General features: G+C 52.5%; 15 protein-coding genes. 11 read left to right on the top strand and 4 right to left on the bottom strand.

The genetic code is table 11. The annotated features are described in order from the left end of the window. Positions 1 to 26 precede the first annotated feature (26 nt). The 6 genes from GCD22_RS09945 to tilS are packed head-to-tail and all read left to right on the top strand — an operon-like array spanning position 27 to position 8,717. Entirely contained in the window at positions 27 to 1,136 is a 1,110-nt protein-coding gene (locus tag GCD22_RS09945; protein WP_031572113.1) for a DegT/DnrJ/EryC1/StrS family aminotransferase, read from the top strand. A gap of 4 nt (positions 1,137 to 1,140) precedes the next feature. Next, positions 1,141 to 2,268, top strand: coding sequence for a lipid-A-disaccharide synthase (gene lpxB / locus GCD22_RS09940; protein WP_031572112.1), 1,128 nt, complete (start codon positions 1,141 to 1,143; stop codon positions 2,266 to 2,268). A gap of 41 nt (positions 2,269 to 2,309) precedes the next feature. Further along, complete coding sequence (locus GCD22_RS09935; RefSeq protein WP_081577387.1) at positions 2,310 to 2,912, top strand: ribonuclease HII; 603 nt, start codon at positions 2,310 to 2,312, stop codon at positions 2,910 to 2,912. Next, positions 2,909 to 6,415, top strand: a complete 3,507-nt coding sequence (gene dnaE / locus GCD22_RS09930) for a DNA polymerase III subunit alpha (RefSeq protein ID WP_031572110.1) — start codon at positions 2,909 to 2,911, stop codon at positions 6,413 to 6,415. The genes GCD22_RS09935 and dnaE overlap by 4 nt, the downstream gene beginning before the upstream one ends. A 30-nt stretch (positions 6,416 to 6,445) precedes the next feature. Then, a complete protein-coding gene (locus GCD22_RS09925) occupies positions 6,446 to 7,396 on the top strand; it encodes an acetyl-CoA carboxylase carboxyltransferase subunit alpha (RefSeq protein WP_010638820.1) in 951 nt (316 codons plus the stop codon). After that, positions 7,374 to 8,717 (top strand): tRNA lysidine(34) synthetase TilS, encoded by a 1,344-nt coding sequence (gene tilS / locus GCD22_RS09920; RefSeq protein ID WP_024893482.1) that lies wholly within the window; start codon positions 7,374 to 7,376, stop codon positions 8,715 to 8,717. The genes GCD22_RS09925 and tilS overlap by 23 nt, the downstream gene beginning before the upstream one ends. A gap of 6 nt (positions 8,718 to 8,723) precedes the next feature. Here tilS and dksA read toward each other — a convergent pair whose 3' ends face one another. Then, positions 8,724 to 9,188 carry an RNA polymerase-binding protein DksA gene (gene dksA / locus GCD22_RS09915; protein WP_024893481.1) on the bottom strand — a complete coding sequence of 155 codons (465 nt, stop codon included), beginning with the start codon at positions 9,186 to 9,188 and terminating at the stop codon, positions 8,724 to 8,726. A 120-nt stretch (positions 9,189 to 9,308) separates the two neighbouring features. Between dksA and GCD22_RS09910 the strand changes: the two genes are divergently transcribed. Next, on the top strand, positions 9,309 to 10,073 hold the full coding sequence (locus GCD22_RS09910; RefSeq protein WP_024893480.1) for an HAD-IA family hydrolase: 765 nt from the start codon (positions 9,309 to 9,311) through the stop codon (positions 10,071 to 10,073). Positions 10,074 to 10,161: 88 nt separating this feature from the next. Here GCD22_RS09910 and GCD22_RS09905 read toward each other — a convergent pair whose 3' ends face one another. Next, on the bottom strand, positions 10,162 to 10,401 hold the full coding sequence (locus GCD22_RS09905) for an HP1242/YdcH family protein (protein ID WP_031572108.1): 240 nt from the start codon (positions 10,399 to 10,401) through the stop codon (positions 10,162 to 10,164). Between the two features lie 348 nt (positions 10,402 to 10,749). Here GCD22_RS09905 and GCD22_RS18975 point away from each other — a divergent pair, with 348 nt between their 5' ends. Genes GCD22_RS18975 through GCD22_RS09895 form a run of 3 tightly spaced genes read left to right on the top strand, consistent with a single transcriptional unit; the run spans position 10,750 to position 12,450 of the window. Continuing rightward, entirely contained in the window at positions 10,750 to 11,178 is a 429-nt protein-coding gene (locus tag GCD22_RS18975) for a UTP--glucose-1-phosphate uridylyltransferase (protein ID WP_425321080.1), read from the top strand. Beyond that, entirely contained in the window at positions 11,168 to 11,695 is a 528-nt protein-coding gene (locus tag GCD22_RS18970) for a UTP--glucose-1-phosphate uridylyltransferase (RefSeq protein ID WP_425321079.1), read from the top strand. Before GCD22_RS18975 ends, GCD22_RS18970 begins: the two co-directional genes overlap by 11 nt. A gap of 5 nt (positions 11,696 to 11,700) precedes the next feature. Continuing rightward, the gene (locus GCD22_RS09895) at positions 11,701 to 12,450 is read left to right on the top strand and encodes a PilZ domain-containing protein (RefSeq protein ID WP_035210404.1); all 750 of its coding nucleotides are present in this window, start codon (positions 11,701 to 11,703) and stop codon (positions 12,448 to 12,450) included. 32 nt (positions 12,451 to 12,482) lie between these two features. On the opposite strand, the gene GCD22_RS09890 is transcribed toward GCD22_RS09895, so the two are convergent. Further along, complete coding sequence (locus GCD22_RS09890; protein WP_081577385.1) at positions 12,483 to 13,661, bottom strand: glycosyltransferase; 1,179 nt, start codon at positions 13,659 to 13,661, stop codon at positions 12,483 to 12,485. 15 nt (positions 13,662 to 13,676) lie between these two features. After that, positions 13,677 to 14,801, bottom strand: a complete 1,125-nt coding sequence (locus GCD22_RS09885; protein ID WP_031572104.1) for a glycosyltransferase family 4 protein — start codon at positions 14,799 to 14,801, stop codon at positions 13,677 to 13,679. 203 nt (positions 14,802 to 15,004) lie between these two features. Between GCD22_RS09885 and GCD22_RS09880 the strand changes: the two genes are divergently transcribed. Continuing rightward, a complete protein-coding gene (locus GCD22_RS09880; protein WP_031572103.1) occupies positions 15,005 to 16,975 on the top strand; it encodes a DNA topoisomerase IV subunit B in 1,971 nt (656 codons plus the stop codon). Positions 16,976 to 16,998 lie beyond the last annotated feature (23 nt).

Genomic DNA, 16,998 nt, shown 5'->3' with positions numbered 1-16,998 from the left:
TGAATTTCTAAACAGGATATCAATACATGAGTTATAGTACAGCCATTCCCATGGTCGATTTGCGCGCGCATTTTCAGCCACTGCGTGAAGAAATTCTTGCCGGATTGGGAAAAATTCTGGATCAGGCGGGTTTTATTCTCGGTGAACACGGTCGTGCTCTGGAACAAGATGTGGCCCAACTTTGTGGCGTAGCCCATGGGGTAGGCTGTGCGTCGGGAACAGATGCATTGTTGCTGGCTCTGCGTGCTTTGGGGATTGGGCCGGGGGATGAAGTCATTGTGCCTACCTTCACCTTTATTGCTACGGCAGAAGCGGTCCTTTACGTGGGGGCAAAGCCGGTCTTTGTAGACGTGGACCCGCAAAATTATGTGCTGACCGCGTCACTTGTTGAAGCGGCCATCACCGACCGCACAAAAGCCATTATTCCAGTGCATCTTTATGGCCTGCCTGCCGATATGCCCGCTATCATGTCTTTGGCGCAACAGTATCATCTGAAGGTCATTGAAGATTGTGCTCAGGCTATTGGGGCCAGTATTCATGGGCGTGCGGTGGGAAGCTTTGGTGATATCGGCTGTTTTTCCTTTTTCCCCAGCAAAAATCTTGGCGGTGCTGGTGATGGCGGCATGGTGGTGACCAATGATCCGGAACTGGAAAAACAATTAAGGGGCTTGCGCAATCATGGTTCATGGCAGACTTATCATCATGATGTACTGGGTTATAACAGTCGTCTGGATGAAATGCAGGCATTGATTTTGCGCACGGAATTTCCGCATCTTTCTATTTTTAATGCGGGTCGTCAGCGGGCTGCTGCCTGGTATGCCGAGCATCTGGCGGGCCTGGATCTGCAGTTACCCCATGCACCAGAAGCTTATCAGCATGTATACCACCAATATACGATTCAGCTGGAAGGTCGGGATGCGGTAAAAGCCGCCTTGCAGGCTGAGCAGATTGCCAGCGCCATTTACTACCCCATTCCCGGCCATCGCCAGAAAATGTTTGGTGATCAGCCTCAAGGCCATTGTCCAGTAGCGGACAATCTGGCCGAGCGGGTTTTGTCCTTGCCCATGTTTCCCGAGCTGCAAGAGGCGCAGGTTGCCCGGGTGGCAGAGGTGATTCGCCGCACGCTGAAGGATTAAAGCGTTGGGCAAGGTATTTATCCTTGCTGTAGAGCGTTCCGGAGAAAATCTCGGACTGGAAATCATGGAAAATGCGACTGCTGCTGGTCTGGATTTACATTGGTCAGGAGTAGTGGGTTCGCGTTTGCAGACCGCCGGCGTTGAAAATATTGCCGACGGGGAACCACTTGCCATCATCGGTCTGGTTGAGGTGCTGCGCCATTATGGGGCGCTACGCCGACTGTATCATCAGGTTGTATCGCACCTGAAAAATGAAAGGCCCACTTGTGTCATTCTGATTGATCACCCAGCATTCAATATGCGCATTGCCAAGGCTGCCAAGGCACTGGGCATTCGCGTTCTTTATGTGGTGGGGCCGCAGATTTGGGCCTGGCGCGGGCAGCGCATTCATCAAATCAAGCAGATTGTTGATCAAATGCTGGTGCTTTTTCCCTTCGAAGTTCCCATTTATGCCGAAGCCGGTGTTCCGGTGCAGGTTCTGGCCCATCCTTTGCTGGCACAGACTACTGCTGCACCTGATCGTTTGACTGCTCGGGCGGCTCTGGGGTTCGCGGCGGATGATCAGGTGCTCGCCTTGCTGCCCGGCAGCCGGCGTGGTGAGCTGGAAAAACTTTCCCGCCGTTATGCGCAAACCGCAAGTTTGCTGCGCGAGCAGATGCCCCGGTTGAAAATTGTCGTGGCTCTGGCTCGTGATGAACTGGCGTCGGCCTGGAAGCATCAGTGGGAACAGGGAGCAGGCCCCTGTGATGCTCTGGTGGTTATTGCCCAAACCCGCACGGTACTGTCAGCCGCCAATGTGGTACTGGTGGCTTCCGGAACGGCGACCCTGGAAACCGCACTGATGGAACGTCCGGCGGTAGTGGTTTATGCCCTGAATGCGCTGACCTACGCTTTTGCGCGGCGCCTGGTTAAAACCCCTTTTGTGGCCATGCCCAATATTTTACTCAAGGAGTCTGTTTATCCGGAGTTTTTGCAGGATGCCTTTAAACCCGGACAAGTCGCTGCAGCTCTGTTACCCTTGTTTACCGATGCCGGTCATAAACAAGTTCAGCGCCTGAAGCAGATACGTGACTTGTTGCAGGGGGATTCCGCAGAGGCGTTGCAACAGGTTTTGCGGAAAATGCTTTTATGACTGGTAAATCTAGAAATGGCAAGTGGCATGAATAATTGAGAATGAGTACAGCCAGAAGATCTCCGGTTTTGGAACACTGGGGCCCCTCGTGCGCGGGTGTGGATGAAGCCGGTCGTGGTCCGCTGGCGGGGCCGGTCATTGCGGCGGTGGTGATTTTGCGTGAACCTCTGTACGGCCTGAATGACTCCAAGAAAATGACCGCCAAGGCTCGCTTGCAATGGGCTGCCAGAATTCGGCAGGAAGCGCGGGCCTGGTCGTTGAGCTGGGCGGCAGTGTGGGAAATTGAGCGCTACAATATTTTACAGGCCTCTTTACGGGCCATGTCCCGGGCTATTGCTGCCCTGCCAGTGCGTCCGGAGCTTGTTGTTGTGGATGGTAACCAGTCACCGCCGGGCTGGCAGGTTGAGACTCTGGTGGGCGGTGATGGTCGGGTAGATGCTATTGCAGCGGCCAGTATTCTCGCCAAGGTGGCGAGAGATCAGACCATGCAGGTATTGGATGCTTATTATCCGCATTATGGCTTGGCCCGGCACATGGGTTATGGAACCGCAGTCCATATGCAGGCATTACAGCGATATGGACCTTGTCCGCTGCATCGACGTGGTTTTGGTCCGGTGGATCAAGCCTGGGAGGCAAAGCAGTGAGTGAACCGACTTTTGTCCATCTTCATGTGCATTCCGAATATTCGCTGGAGGATGGCATTATTCCGGTCAAGGCGCTGGCCAAGCGCTGTGCCGAAAAAAATATGCCGGCAGTGGCGATTACGGATCACGGTAATCTTTTTGCTCTGGTGAAGTTTTATAACGCCGCCCGCAGTCAGGGCGTGAAACCACTGATCGGGAGTGAAATCTGGGTCCACGATGAGGGCGATGCAGATCGCCCCGCCAGCCTGATTTTGTTGTGCATGAACAAAACCGGTTACGCCAATCTCAGCCGTCTGTTGAGTCGCGCCTATCTGGAGGGACATCAGCAGGGCCGCCCGCAAATTGCCGCCGGATGGTTGCAGCAGGCCAGTGATGGATTAATTGCCCTTTCCGCAGCGGGGCAGGGTGAAATCGGTCGGGCTTTGCTGCGCCGCGATCATGCGCAGGCTGAACTGTTGGCAAAACGCTATGCAGACTGGTTTCCCGAACGCTTTTATCTGGAACTGCAACGGAATGGCGAAAAAGATCAGGAAAGTCTGCTGCAAGCAACCCTCGGGCTGGCCGAAAAGCTGGATTTGCCGGTGGTGGCTACCAATAATGCCCATTTTCTGGATGCCGCCGATTTTGCCGCTTTTGATGCCCGTCAATGCATTTCTGCAGGGCTGACCCTGGATGATCCACGTCGGCCGCGACGATTTACCGCCGAACACCGTTTACCGGATCCAGAGGAAATGCGGACACTTTTTGCGGATTTACCCGAAGCTTGTGACAACACGGTAGAAATTGCCAAACGCTGTAATCTGGAGTTGGTGCTGGGCCAATACGCCTTGCCGGATTATCCCATTCCTGAGGGTCAGTCTGTGGATGAATATCTGCATGAAGCGGCTCAGAAAGGGTTGCAGGTGCGTCTGAATGCCCTGGGGATTCGGGCTGAAGGCAGCTTGCCTTACCATGAACGCCTGCTGCGTGAAGTGGGGGTGATCCAGCAAATGGGTTTCCCCGGTTATTTTCTGATTGTGGCGGACTTTATCCAATGGGCCAAGAATAACGGGGTTCCAGTCGGACCCGGACGTGGTTCGGGCGCCGGTTCTCTGGTGGCCTATGCCCTGGGGATTACCGACCTCGATCCGATCAGCAATGGCCTGCTTTTTGAACGCTTTCTGAATCCTGAACGGGTTTCCATGCCCGATTTTGACGTGGATTTCTGTATGGATCAGCGCGACCGGGTCATTCAGTATGTCGCTGAAAAATATGGCCGCGAACGGGTTGGTCAGATCATTACCTTTGGAACCATGAAGGCGCGGGCGGTAGTCCGGGACGTTGGCCGGGTGCTGGGACTGCCCTACGGGTTTGTGGACCAGCTCGCCAAGCTGGTGCCCGGTGATTTGGGCATGACCCTGGCCAAAGCCCTGGAAGAATCCGAAGAGTTGCGGCGCCGCCAGACCGAAGAAGACGACGTACGCGATCTTCTGGATATTGCCTTGCGTCTGGAAGGGTTGCCGCGCCATGCCTCCACCCATGCGGGGGGGGTTGTCATCTCTCCAGAGCCGCTGGCGGATCGTTTACCGCTATTTACGGACAGTTCTGGTGGTGGTGGTAATGTGACCCAGCTCGACAAGGATGATGTCGAAAAAATGGGTCTGGTCAAATTCGACTTTTTGGGTCTGCGCACCCTGACCATTATTGATATGGCGGTAAAACTCATTAATGCCGCTGCCGTCACGGAGGACCTTGCGCCCCTGGATATTCAGCAACTCCCGCTCGATGATCCAGACACTTTTGCACTGCTGAAATCCACGGAAACCGTGGCCGTGTTTCAGCTGGAATCATCGGGCATGCGTGATCTGGTGCGGCGTCTGCAACCCGATACTTTTGAGGATATTGTCGCCCTGGTGGCCCTGTTTCGTCCCGGTCCTTTGCAGTCGGGCATGGTGGACGATTTTATTGCTCGCAAGCATGGCAAGGCCCAGGTCAGTTATTTGCACGCCAATCTCGAACCCATCCTCAAGGAAACCTACGGCGTTATTGTTTATCAGGAGCAGGTCATGCAATCGGCGCAGGTCCTGGCAGGCTATTCCCTGGGGGGTGCCGATTTGCTGCGCCGCGCCATGGGCAAGAAAAAACCCGAAGAAATGGCCAAACAACGCAGTATTTTTCTGGAGGGCGCACATAAAAATGGCCTGCATCCCGATCAGGCAGGAGCTATCTTCGATCTGATGGAAAAATTTGCGGAATATGGTTTCAACAAATCCCATTCTGCGGCCTACGCTCTGGTTTCCTATCAGACGGCTTATCTCAAGGCCCATTATCCCCAGTTTTTCATGGCGGCGGTTCTGACTGCAGATATGGACCATACCGACAAGGTCGTGGCGATGATCGCCGAATGTCAACGCATGGGCCTGCGCATTGCCCCGCCCAGCGTGCAATGCAGTGGTCTGGAGTTTAAACCCGAAGGCAGGCAGGATATCCGTTTTGGTCTGGGGGCGATCAAGGGCCTGGGACGGGCGGCGATTCATAGTATTCTGGAAGCGCGTAAAGAAGGTCCTTTCCAGAGCCTCTTTGACCTGCTTTGTCGGGTAGATAGCCAAAAAATCAATCGCCGCGCGCTGGAGGCCTTGATTCGGGCCGGCGCCATGGATGACTGGCAGGTGTCCAGAGCGGACCTGATGGCTTCTCTGGAAAGCGCCATTGAAGCAGCCGCCCAATTTCAGCAAAGCCAGGCCAGTCTGCAGGAGTCCCTTTTTGACGGACTGGAAGCATTACCTGTCGCCCCCCCTATTAGTCATGCTGAGCTGTGGACATCCACAGAAATACTGCGTCAGGAACGGGAAACCCTGGGCTTTTATTTCAGTGGTCATCCCATGGATGATCTCCGTGTGGAACTCGCCGAGCTGGGTGTGCAGCCGTTGAGCAATATTGTGGTGGGAACCGTTATGTTGGTTGCCGGATTGGTGGTGGCGCGGCGCAGCACCCGTACCAAAAGGGGCGATCGTATTTATTTTCTGACCCTGGATGATGGTGTAGGGCGTCTGGAGGTCGTGGTATTTGCCGAAGTCTGGGCCCAGGCGGGAAAAATCGGAGAAGGGGAAGAACCCGTGCTGGTCCTGGGTGAGGTCGGCGAAGACAGCTATTCCGGTGGTCTGCGACTCAGCGCCCTGCGGGTGCTGGATCGCCAGCGGGCTCGTGATGAGTTGGCAACACAATTGACCGTGGAAATTCCTCAGGGTGAGTCGCTGGCTCCCGAGCTTTTGCGTGACTGGCTTCAGCAATATCCGGGCTCTGTGCGTCTGCTCCTGCGTTTACCGGTGGACAATGACCTGCAGGTGCTGTTAAAAGTTCCGGAAAGCTTAAGTTTTGTGGCGAGTGAAGAAGCCCTGGCGGCACTGCAGGCGCATATGCCCGAGGGATATCAATGGCAGTGGACGTACCGTGCTGCCACTTCGCTGGTAAATAATGTGATTCCTCTGGAACGTGGACAGCGCAAGACCCGGCGTCCCGCCTGAGGCAAGTTTTCAGATTGTTCAGGAGTACCTATGAAAATCAGTTATCTGGATTTTGAACAGGGTGTAGCAGAGCTGGAAGCCAAGGTAGAAGAGTTGCATGCTCTGAATCAGCCCGGTATCGCCGATGAAATCAAGCGCCTTGAAGTGAAGGCCCGCAAAGAGCTGCAGCGCATATACAGTAAGCTGGGTGCCTGGCAGACCGTGCAGGTGGCGCGCCATCCCCAGCGCCCCTATACCCTCGATTATGTGCAGGCTCTGTTCAGTGAAGTGCAAATTCTGGCCGGAGACCGCGCTTTTGCAGATGATCAGGCCATCATCGGCGGTTTGGCCCGCTTCAATGATCAGCCGATTGTCTGGATGGGACATCAAAAAGGGCGTGACACTAAGGAAAAAATCCAGCGTAATTTTGGTATGCCGCGCCCTGAGGGGTATCGCAAGGCGCTGCGCCTCTTGCGTTTGGCCGAACGCTTTCAATTACCGGTATTCACTTTTATTGATACGCCCGGTGCCTATCCTGGAATCGGTGCGGAGGAACGCGGCCAAAGTGAAGCCATTGCCCGGAATCTGGCGGTTATGTCCGATCTCGCCGTTCCCATCATCTGTACCGTCATTGGCGAAGGCGGGTCTGGCGGCGCACTCGCCATTGGCGTGGGTGATCGGATGCTGATGCTGGAATACAGTGTTTATTCCGTTATTTCACCGGAAGGCTGTGCGTCCATTCTCTGGAAAGATGCAGGAATGGCTGCGGAAGCGGCAGAAACCCTTGGCATTACGGCTCGCCGTTTACAGTCTCTCGGACTGGTAGACGAAGTCCTGGTTGAACCTCTGGGCGGTGCTCATCGTGATCCGGAAGCCGTTTTCACTTTGGTCCGGGAACGTTTTACCCAGCATCTGGATGAACTGAAAGCGATGGATACCAGTAAATTACTGACCACCCGTTATGAACGCCTGATGCATTATGGAGTGGTCGGCGCGGCCTGATCTGGAGCTAAGGCTCCAGAACATTCTCCAGAAGTGGGAGCTCCTGCCCCGGGAGCGCCCGTTTTTTGTGGCCTATAGTGGCGGATCAGATTCTACCGCTTTGTTGGTCGCTCTGGTGGCCTTGGGCTGTCCTGTGCAAGCCTTGCATGTAGATCATGGCTGGCACGCTGAGAGCCCGGACTGGGCGCGTTTCTGCGTCGCGCAGGCCAACGCCCTGGGTGTCTCCTGTATGGTGCTGCATTTACCTCCGGAAACTTCAGGAGAAGGTCCGGAAGATCGGGCCCGTCGCGGTCGTTATGCGTTGTTGGCGGCGCAGTTACAGGCCGGGGACTATCTGCTGACCGCTCAACATCAGCAAGATCAGGCCGAGACTTTTTTCCTGCAGTTATTGCGTGGTACGGGTATTGCCGGACTCTCCGGCATGCCTCAGCAAAAACCCTTGGGGGCAGGGGTGTTGCTTCGCCCATTTTTGCAGTTTCCCAAACAGGCACTGCTGGACTACCTTCAGGAAAAGAAAATCCCCTATATTTCCGATCCTGCGAATCAGGATCCCCGTTATGACCGGACGCGCGTTCGCGAACAGCTGTTACCGCTGCTCGAAAATCTCGGCTGGCCGCACGCTGTGGCCACTGTGGCCAGAACGGCAGAAAATCTGGGCGATGTTCACGAACTCGTCGATGACTGGTTTGCCTTGTATTGGGATCGGCACCAGTCAGACCATCCTGGCTTGCAGGAAGACGCTTTGTCTCTGGGCTTTTTGCAGCGCCTGTCTCCAACCCGGCAAAGGATGTTTTTGCGGGGCTGGCTGCAACGTCTTCAATGTCCATTACCCTCCCGGGCGCGTCTGGAAGTCCTTCAGGACGCACTGATGACCGCTACAGCTAAAAGCATTCAATGGGAGGGGGGTGCCTGCAGGATTCAGGGGAAAACCCTCTATTTAAGTCGTGCCCCGGAGTTTGATGATAATTGGCAAGAGGGTAGCTGGGATATTTCCCGGCCCCTTCCTTTTCGCGGCTGGGAATGCCGGTTACTGGCGCAAGGGTCTGGGGAAGGAGTCAGTCATGCTTTGCTCGCGGAGTGTGCCGAGGCTAATTTATATTGGCGGCGCCGTCAAAACGGTGAGCGGTCACGGATGGCTAACGGACAGCATCGAACGGTAAAAAACATCATGCTGGAGGCTGGCATACCACCCGAATGGCGAGCAAATATTCCCCTGCTGTGGGATGAAGCCGGGCACTTGTTGTGCATTCCCGGTTATTATCTGGCCCCGTGGGTTTGCGCCCCGATGGGGGGCGCTGCGCTCTGCTTACTCCGAAAATAAAACTTTTCAGTCCTGCGCCATTTGTTTTTCGCGTTTTTCTTCAAGCGTCTTGCAATCAATGCAAAGCGTGGCCGTTGGTCTGGCTTCAAGACGCCGCAGACCAATTTCCACACCACAGGATTCGCAATAGCCGTATTCATTTTCCTTGATGCGACCCAGAGCCTGGGTAATTTTGCGAATCAGTTTGCGTTCGCGGTCCCTTGCCCGTAATTCCAGACCCATGTCGGTTTCAAGACTGGCGCGATCATTGGGATCCGAGTAGTTGACGTTTTCCATTTGCATGTGTTGCACAGTACGATCGACCTCAGCCATGAGTTCGCCGCGCCAGTCTTCCAGAATTTTCTGGAAGTGAGCGATTTGCGCGTCGTTCATGTATTCTTCGTCAGGCTTCGGTTCGTATGGAACAAATGCGGTATATTGCTGAACATTTTTGGGGCTGATGCCAGCATTTTGAGAGGCTTGGTCTGCCATGTGATCTTCCTGTCCTTGTAATAAATCCGCATACGTTTAACAGAGATCAGCCATTTTGGCAATCTTGCAGCTTGCGTTTACAATGCCGGCTCCTTCAACTCTGTACCAGGAATAAAGCTTATGCCCTTGCGCGCCCTGATTTTTGATGTGGACGGAACTCTTGCTGATACCGAGCGGGATGCTCACCGTGTGGCTTTCAACCAGGCATTTGCTGCTGCAGATCTTCCCTTTGACTGGGATGTACCTACCTACGGATATTATTTGAAGGTGACCGGTGGCAAGGAGCGCTTGCGCAGCTTTTTGAATGATCACCCTGAATATCCGCAGCTTGGTGATGTGGATATTGCCCGAATCCACAAGCAGAAAACGGGTTTTTATGTGGAGATGATGGAAGCCGGTCTTTTACCCTTGCGCCCCGGCGTGGAACGCCTGCTGAATGTTGCCAGAGAGGTCGGGCTACCCATAGCCATAGCGACCACGACTACCCCGGCCAATGTGGAGTCCTTGCTGAAAAGCACCCTGGGTAAAGATGGACCGGGCCGATTCCGGACCATTGGCGCCGGCGATATTGTGCCGCACAAAAAGCCGGCTCCGGATATCTATTTGTATGTACTGCGGCAATTGGGTTTTCCGGCTGCGGACTGCCTAGCTTTGGAGGACTCGGAAAATGGCTTGCGTTCTGCCGTTTCTGCCGGATTGGATACGGTGATTACGCAAACGGAATATACTCAACACCAGGATTTTTCATCGGCTCTACGGGTACTTGATCAACTCGGCGAGCCCCAGGCCCCTGCACAGATTTTGCTAGGACGTGAAGCGGGTGCGCGCGTTGTGGTGGATGTGGATCTGCTGACCCAATGGTGGGAAGAAAAAACGCAGCATTAATCTGGAAACGGCCGTTGGCTGCTTCCAGGATTTATCAACCAAAATCATGTGAAGATGGCGGGTATTCTTTCTTCGGGTATGTGTAAGCTTAATCCGAAGTGAGCATATGATATATTTCATCTTTCAGGAGCAGGCGTTTTTTCTTCATTTCTTCCAGACTTTGTGAACCGCTAGCCGCATCATTGCGCTCAATGTGCTCAATGTGGGCGGTCAGTTCATTGAACTCTTCATAGCGCCGGGCAAAATGCCCTTGCTCTGCCAGGAGTTGGTCCATTTGTCCAGCCAGTTCAGGAAACTCTGCTTTCAAGTCTTGATGTTCAGTATTCATATATATTCTCCGGTAGTGATTGGATCCACTGGCTGCCTGTGGGGCAACAGCACATGCCCTCCACACCCAGTATAGCCTGCTGTTTTGCGCACGAAAAGCAGACAAAACCTGTTTCACAGGGATAGCGTGTTCCAATTTTGTTAAAGTTTTGGGTTTATTTACTGTTTTGGTTTTAATCAAAAATATTTTTTTGAGAATAAATTATGTATCACATGTTTTACGTCTGGCATCTGTCTATGGAGATTTTTTAGAAGGAGGGACGGTGAAGTACACCATTTGCTTTGCATGGTATAAGAATTGCTAATGCTTGGTAACTAAAATTTTGACCCTGCAAAAATGAGGTGTGTCATGCAGAAACATGCTCCGGATGTGGCAAAAAAATCTGTTCGGACCGCAGTCTTTCCTGTCGCAGGCATGGGTACCCGTTTTCTTCCTGCTACAAAAGCAACTCCTAAGGAAATGATGCCCGTGGTGGATAAACCGCTGATTCAATATGCCGTAGAAGAGGCTTTGGCAGCAGGTTGTGATCGTCTGGTATTCATAACGGGGCGGGGTAAACGTGCTATTGCCGACCATTTTGATGTCGCCTATGAGCTGGAAACAGAACTTGAAAAGCGCGGTAAAACAGCTCTACTGAAGGAAATTCAGAATATTGTACCGCGTGGTGTGACCACGACATTTATTCGCCAGCCTCGGGCTCTAGGCCTTGGTCATGCGGTGCTCATGGCTCGTGATGTGGTTGGCGATAATCCCTTTGCGGGTGCTCTTGGCGGATGATCTGATTCTTTCAGAAAAGCCGGTGCTTTTACAGATGAAAGAACAGTATAGCCGTTATCAGACGGCTATATTGGCAATTCAACAGGTTCTGAGGGAGGAATGCAGTCGTTATGGAATAATCGCTTCATTGGGTCAGGAAGAACAAATTGTGCGTATCGGCGGAATCGTCGAAAAACCAGCGCCTGAGTCAGCTCCTTCCAATTTAGGGGTGGTGGGCCGCTATGTGCTTCCTGCAAGAATTTTTGACCTTCTGGAAGAATTGCCTTCGGGCGCTGGAGGTGAAATTCAATTGACGGATGCCATTGCCCGTTTGGCTCTTGAGCGTCAGGTGCTTGGTTATGAATTTGAAGGACAGCGCTTTGATTGTGGCGATAAGTTTGGTTACCTCCAGGCCATTGTCGAGTTTGCACTCATGCATCCTGAATTTGGTAAAGAGTTCAAAGCTTATCTCGATAAAAGAATGCTTCAGGCAGGGAAAAAGAGTAGGTCAGTTGCCAAAGTCACTTGTGCTGGATGAAGCATATGGCTAGCTCTGAGAGCGCTACAAATGATCTGAGTCTCATTTTACCTCCCCGTGCCGGACAAACATTTAGAGAGTATCTGCAAGTAATTGAGAAAATTTTTCAGGAAATAGTACAAGAAGATCCAGTTACTCTTCTCAGTGCCATGCAGACGGGTGAAGTAATCGTATTTTCATCCGCCGAAGCGGATTCCGGCCAGCTGTGTAGTCTTTATAGCGTGAGTTCAAGTACTATTTCTCTAAAATTTAGTGTTTCCCAGAGGCTAAATCATGTTAATTATAATGAGAGAATTATGGTAATTATTGGATCTGGTAACAATATTTATGCTTTTTTCGCGAAATTTTTATACAATTCTGATAACCTCGCGATAGTTGCCGCGCCATTAGCTGTTTATAAGCGATCAGTGCGAAAATATTCCCGAATTAATATAATAGAGCCGCTTAAAATATCTTGTAAAGATGGTCTGCAGCTTGAGGGGGAAATCGCAGATTTTAGCCCTACCGGGATACGTTTTATTATGCCAACTATCAAAGTTATGAAGCGAGATACCATGTTAGTCGAATTTGCATCGGGCGATTGTGGGGCTTGTGAGACGCTTGTTCAGGTGACTCGCAGTCAAAGGCTTTCTTCCGGTGTGCGCAGTCAGGTGGCTGTGCGTATGTTATTGACTGGGTTGATGAAGAATAAAATGGAGTATATGTATTGGTGTTGCCGCAAGGTGCAATCAGGTAGCGCTCAATTGAAATACTGAGGCAATGTATGTGCATGTTGAATGTGCAGATATCATAATTTTTGCTTAGTTCTGTTTTCGTTAATGGTCTCTCGGTAAAATTCTGCCAGTTTTGCCACCATGGCGCTTTCTGCCCAATCCTGGGCGAGCTTTCGGGCCTCATCGGATAATTGCTGACGTAAATTTTCATCGGCGAGAAGTTCCGCGCAAGTTCGTGCGAACGTATTGGCTTCGGCAGGTGCTGATCGGGTGCCTAAACTGCTGCGGAGAACATCTGCCGCACCCATGGCTGGAACGGCAACAATGGGCAGTCCTGCGGCGAGGGCTTCCAGTAATACCATACCCTGTGTTTCCGTTTCCGATGCGAAAACCAGCAGGTCTGCAGCCGCATACGCCTGAGGTAATTCAGCAACATGATCAAGGTAACCCAAAAAGCGGACGTTTTGCGCCAATTGGCTTGATTGCACCTCGTTTTCCAGGTTTGATCTGGCTGGCCCATCACCAACAAGTAGCAGCAGAATATCGGGAAATTGTTGTCTGAGCTGCTTTAACATGGACAGAAGCAGTCCGATATTTTTTTCGGGAGCCATGCGTCCTGCGTACAGCAGGACAGGACAATTTTGGTCCAGATTATAGCGCGTTCTAAAATCCTGGCGATGACTTGTATTATGGGTCTGATGATTGATGCGAATGCCGGTGGGAATCACTCTTGTCGGTGTACGGATACCATAATCCCAGAGAACTTCAGCCATGGCTTGGGACGGAACAATTAATCCGTTTATAGCTGCACATTGCTGGCGCGATGGAATGCGCGCCATAGCTTTACGCAGCGGACCGGGGATTTTTCTGTAGTAGTGGCCGAGATACGCTTCAAAATAGGTATGGTAGGAACTGATGACTGGCAATTTCAAACTCCGCGCCAGATGATTCCCCAGATAGTGGGCAACGAAGGGTGTCTGGATATGCAGGATATCGTAGTGGCGAGCTTTGAGACCGGTTTTTATTTTCAATAATGCGCGCGGTTGCATCAGTCGTTCTTCGGGGAAAAAAGGAATATTTCGTGCCGGAATACGGTAAATTCCGTATTCCTCAGATGTGCAGGAGCCATAATCCGGAATCAGTAAATCGACCTCGTGTCCCAGCAACTCCAATCCTTGGCGAAAGCTGCGAATGGAAGTGGCCACACCGCTGATGCGTGGAAAATAAGTATCAGAAATCATGAGAATGCGCATGGAATATCCAAAAATTCAGCGGGCTGAAAATTGTTGTTGATAGGTGGCTTCGAGAATATCAAAGCTGCGTGTCCAGCTTTGTGATTCCGCACGCAGGCGTCCGGCCTTGCCCAAGCGCTGGCGTTCAGCGGGATTGCTATAGAGTGTTTGCATAGCTGTTTCCAGATCGCTATCACGCGGAAGCAGCAGACCATGTTCGCCATGAATGACTTGTTCGCAGACGCCCGGACAGTCATAGGCAATGATGGGTAAGGCGCTGGCTTGTGCTTCAAGTACCACATTACCGAAGGTTTCACTACAGGATGGAAAGCAGAATAAATCGGCGCTGGCGTACCAGCGGGCGAGATTCATGCCGCTTTGCATGCCTGCACAATAAATCCGTTCGTTGGTGTACTGGTTAATTTCACTGCGTAACGGGCCATCCCCGACCAGAACGAGGATAGCCCGGGGATGGTTCCTGCTCAGTTTGCGATAGGCTGCAATCAGGGGCGGCAGGTTTTTTTCCCGCGCCAGGCGTCCTACATAAAGCAATAGTAAATCTTCGTCACTCAGTCCCAGGTCCTGGCGGATTTGGGCATCACGCCATTGCGGATTGAAGCGCTGCGTATCTACTCCGCGCCCCCATTGCTGCAAATGCAGAAATCCCTGCTGATGGAGTCGCCGCAAAGTGCCCTGACTGGGTACCAGCGTTTGCCGGGTAGCATTATGAAAATGACGTAAATAAAGACGCGCTAGGTGATGTAGAGCAGGAATTCCATATAAGGAGAAGTATTGGTCGAAATTGGTGTGAAAACTGGTCACAACGGGTAAGCCGAGCTTGCGGGCGGCGATAAGGGCCGCGTATCCCAGTGGGCCTTCAGTGGCAATGTGTACCACCTCACTGCTCCAAGATTGCAGACAATCGTTAATATAGCCCGGACTGGCCCACCCTAATTTGACCTGGGGATAGAAAAACAAGGGAAATGCTTTCACCAGCCCTTCCTGGGCACTTTCATCAGATTGGCGTGGCCGAATGACCCGGACTTCATGACCGCGTGACCGGAGTTCCTCAACCGTCTTTCCTAAGGTAAGCGCCACCCCATTGATTTCTGGAGGGTAAGTCTCGGTGATCAGTGCGATTCTGAGTTTGCCTGTTGTCATGCCTTAACCGTTTGCTGAATGACTTGCAGGGCGAAGATGCTCTGCAGTTTATCCCCTCGACCTCGACATGATGATAACGGAGAAATATGACAATTTGATGAATCCTGCTGACATGCTGCTCAAAGTCATTAATCCGTTTATGATGGGCCCAGTAGTCAGCCCGAACTGAATTTGGGATACAATGATTAAGGAACCCTACTGTTTTGAACTATAGTGCTGAACAATTCACTGTCCTTAAGGGACTGGAGCCCGTGCGTTTGCGCCCGGGTATGTACACGCGTACCACCTGTCCGACACATATGGTTCAGGAGCTCATTGATAACTCTGCGGATGAAGCGCTGGCCGGACATGCGACCCGTATTGAAGTCACCGTACTCAGTGATGGGTCGGTCGTCGTCGAGGACAATGGTCGGGGGATTCCGGTAGGAATTCCTCCAGGAGAGACGCGTCCTGCAGCAGAATTGGCCTTTACTACCCTGCATGCAGGGGGGAAATTCGACAAGACTGACAAGTCTTCGGCTTACCGCTTTTCGGGCGGTTTGCATGGGGTGGGTGTGGCAGTTACCAATGCACTGTCCAACCGTTTGTTGGTGGAAATTCATACCCGGGATCCGCAAGGGGGTGGGTATGGTCATTATCGTTTGAGCTTTGTGGACAGTAAGCTTCAGGAAGCCCTGACCCGCGTGGAAAACAGTCAGGCCCGCCGTCATGGGACTCGGGTTCAGGTTTGGCCGGATCCCCGCTATTTCGATTCTGCTCGAGTCAACATCCGGGAGTTGACGCACTTACTGCGTGCCAAGGCTATTTTGCTGCCCGGTTTGCAGGTGATTCTGAATTTACCGGAGCAGGAGGCGCTGGTCTGGCAGTATGATTCCGGCCTGGCGGAGTATCTGGGAGAAATGCTTGCGGAAGCAGAGCCTATTACCCCGGTTTTTGCAGGTGAAATGTATCAAAATGATGATAGTAATGGTTTCGCTCAAGGAGAGGGGGCGAGTTGGGCGTTGTGTTGGAGTGCCCAGGGTAATCCACGTCCGGAAACCTACGTCAATCTGATTCCCACGCTCGATGGTGGAACCCATGAATCGGGTTTCCGCGCCGGTGTTTTTGAAGCAGTGCGCAGCTTTATGGAGCACCACAGTCTGGTGCCGGCCAAGCTGAAGCTGGTGCAGGATGATGTCACCGGTAAAATGGCTTTGGTGCTTTCCGGGCGGATTCTTGATCCCCAGTTTCAGGGTCAGACCAAAGATAAACTCACCAGTCGCGAAGCCTATAAGCTTATGGTGCAGACCATTCGCGATCCTCTGGATTTATGGCTGAACAGCCATCCCGAGGCGGGCAGGGCCATTGTCGAGCAGGCTATTCAGAGCGCACAACTGCGTAGTCGCGCGGCGCAAAAAATAGAACGCAAGAAAGGCTCGGGCTTAGCGACTTTGCCGGGCAAGCTGACCGATTGTGAAAGTGAGGATATTCAACGCAATGAACTGTTTCTGGTAGAAGGGGATTCGGCGGGAGGCTCAGCCAAGGCGGCGCGTGATAAAGAATATCAGGCGCTATTACCGCTTCGGGGCAAGGTGCTGAATACCTGGGAGGTGGATGCGGACCTGATTTTCAAAAATCAGGAAGTACACAATATGGCCGTGGCACTGGGTATTGAGCCGCATGGTGTCGCGGCGGATCCTGAGCAGGTGCTGGCGGGGTTGCGCTATGGCAAAATCATGATTCTCTCTGATGCTGATGTGGATGGGAGTCATATTCAGGTGCTGATTTTAACGCTGTTTCTGCGCCATTTTCCGGCATTGCTCAGACGTGATCATGTATTTGTGGTGAAGCCACCCTTGTATCGGGTAGATGCTACCTGGCGCGGCAAGGCCCGCAAAATCTATTGTGAAGCCGAATCCGAGCGGGATGTAGCCATTGATCGTCTTCGCGCTGAAGGCGTCAAGGATTCGGCTATTTCGGTTCAGCGTTTCAAGGGCCTGGGAGAGATGAATCCAGATCAACTCTGGGAAACGGCCATGTGTCCAGACACCCGCTCCCTGGTGCCCTTGACCATGTCGTTATCTGATCAGGCTGCTCTCCATGAACGCTTCAGTCTACTCATGAGCAAACAGTCGGCGGGCGGGCGTCGGGAATGGATGGAAAGAGATGGCTGGACGGCCGATCTGGATATTTGAGGAGATAGCTGTGGTAGATGTTC

Source organism: Acidithiobacillus thiooxidans ATCC 19377, assembly GCF_009662475.1.
Taxonomy (GTDB): domain Bacteria; phylum Pseudomonadota; class Gammaproteobacteria; order Acidithiobacillales; family Acidithiobacillaceae; genus Acidithiobacillus; species Acidithiobacillus thiooxidans.
The sequence above is the reverse complement of the archived record's forward strand: the minus strand, read 5'-3'. Positions and strand labels throughout refer to the sequence as shown.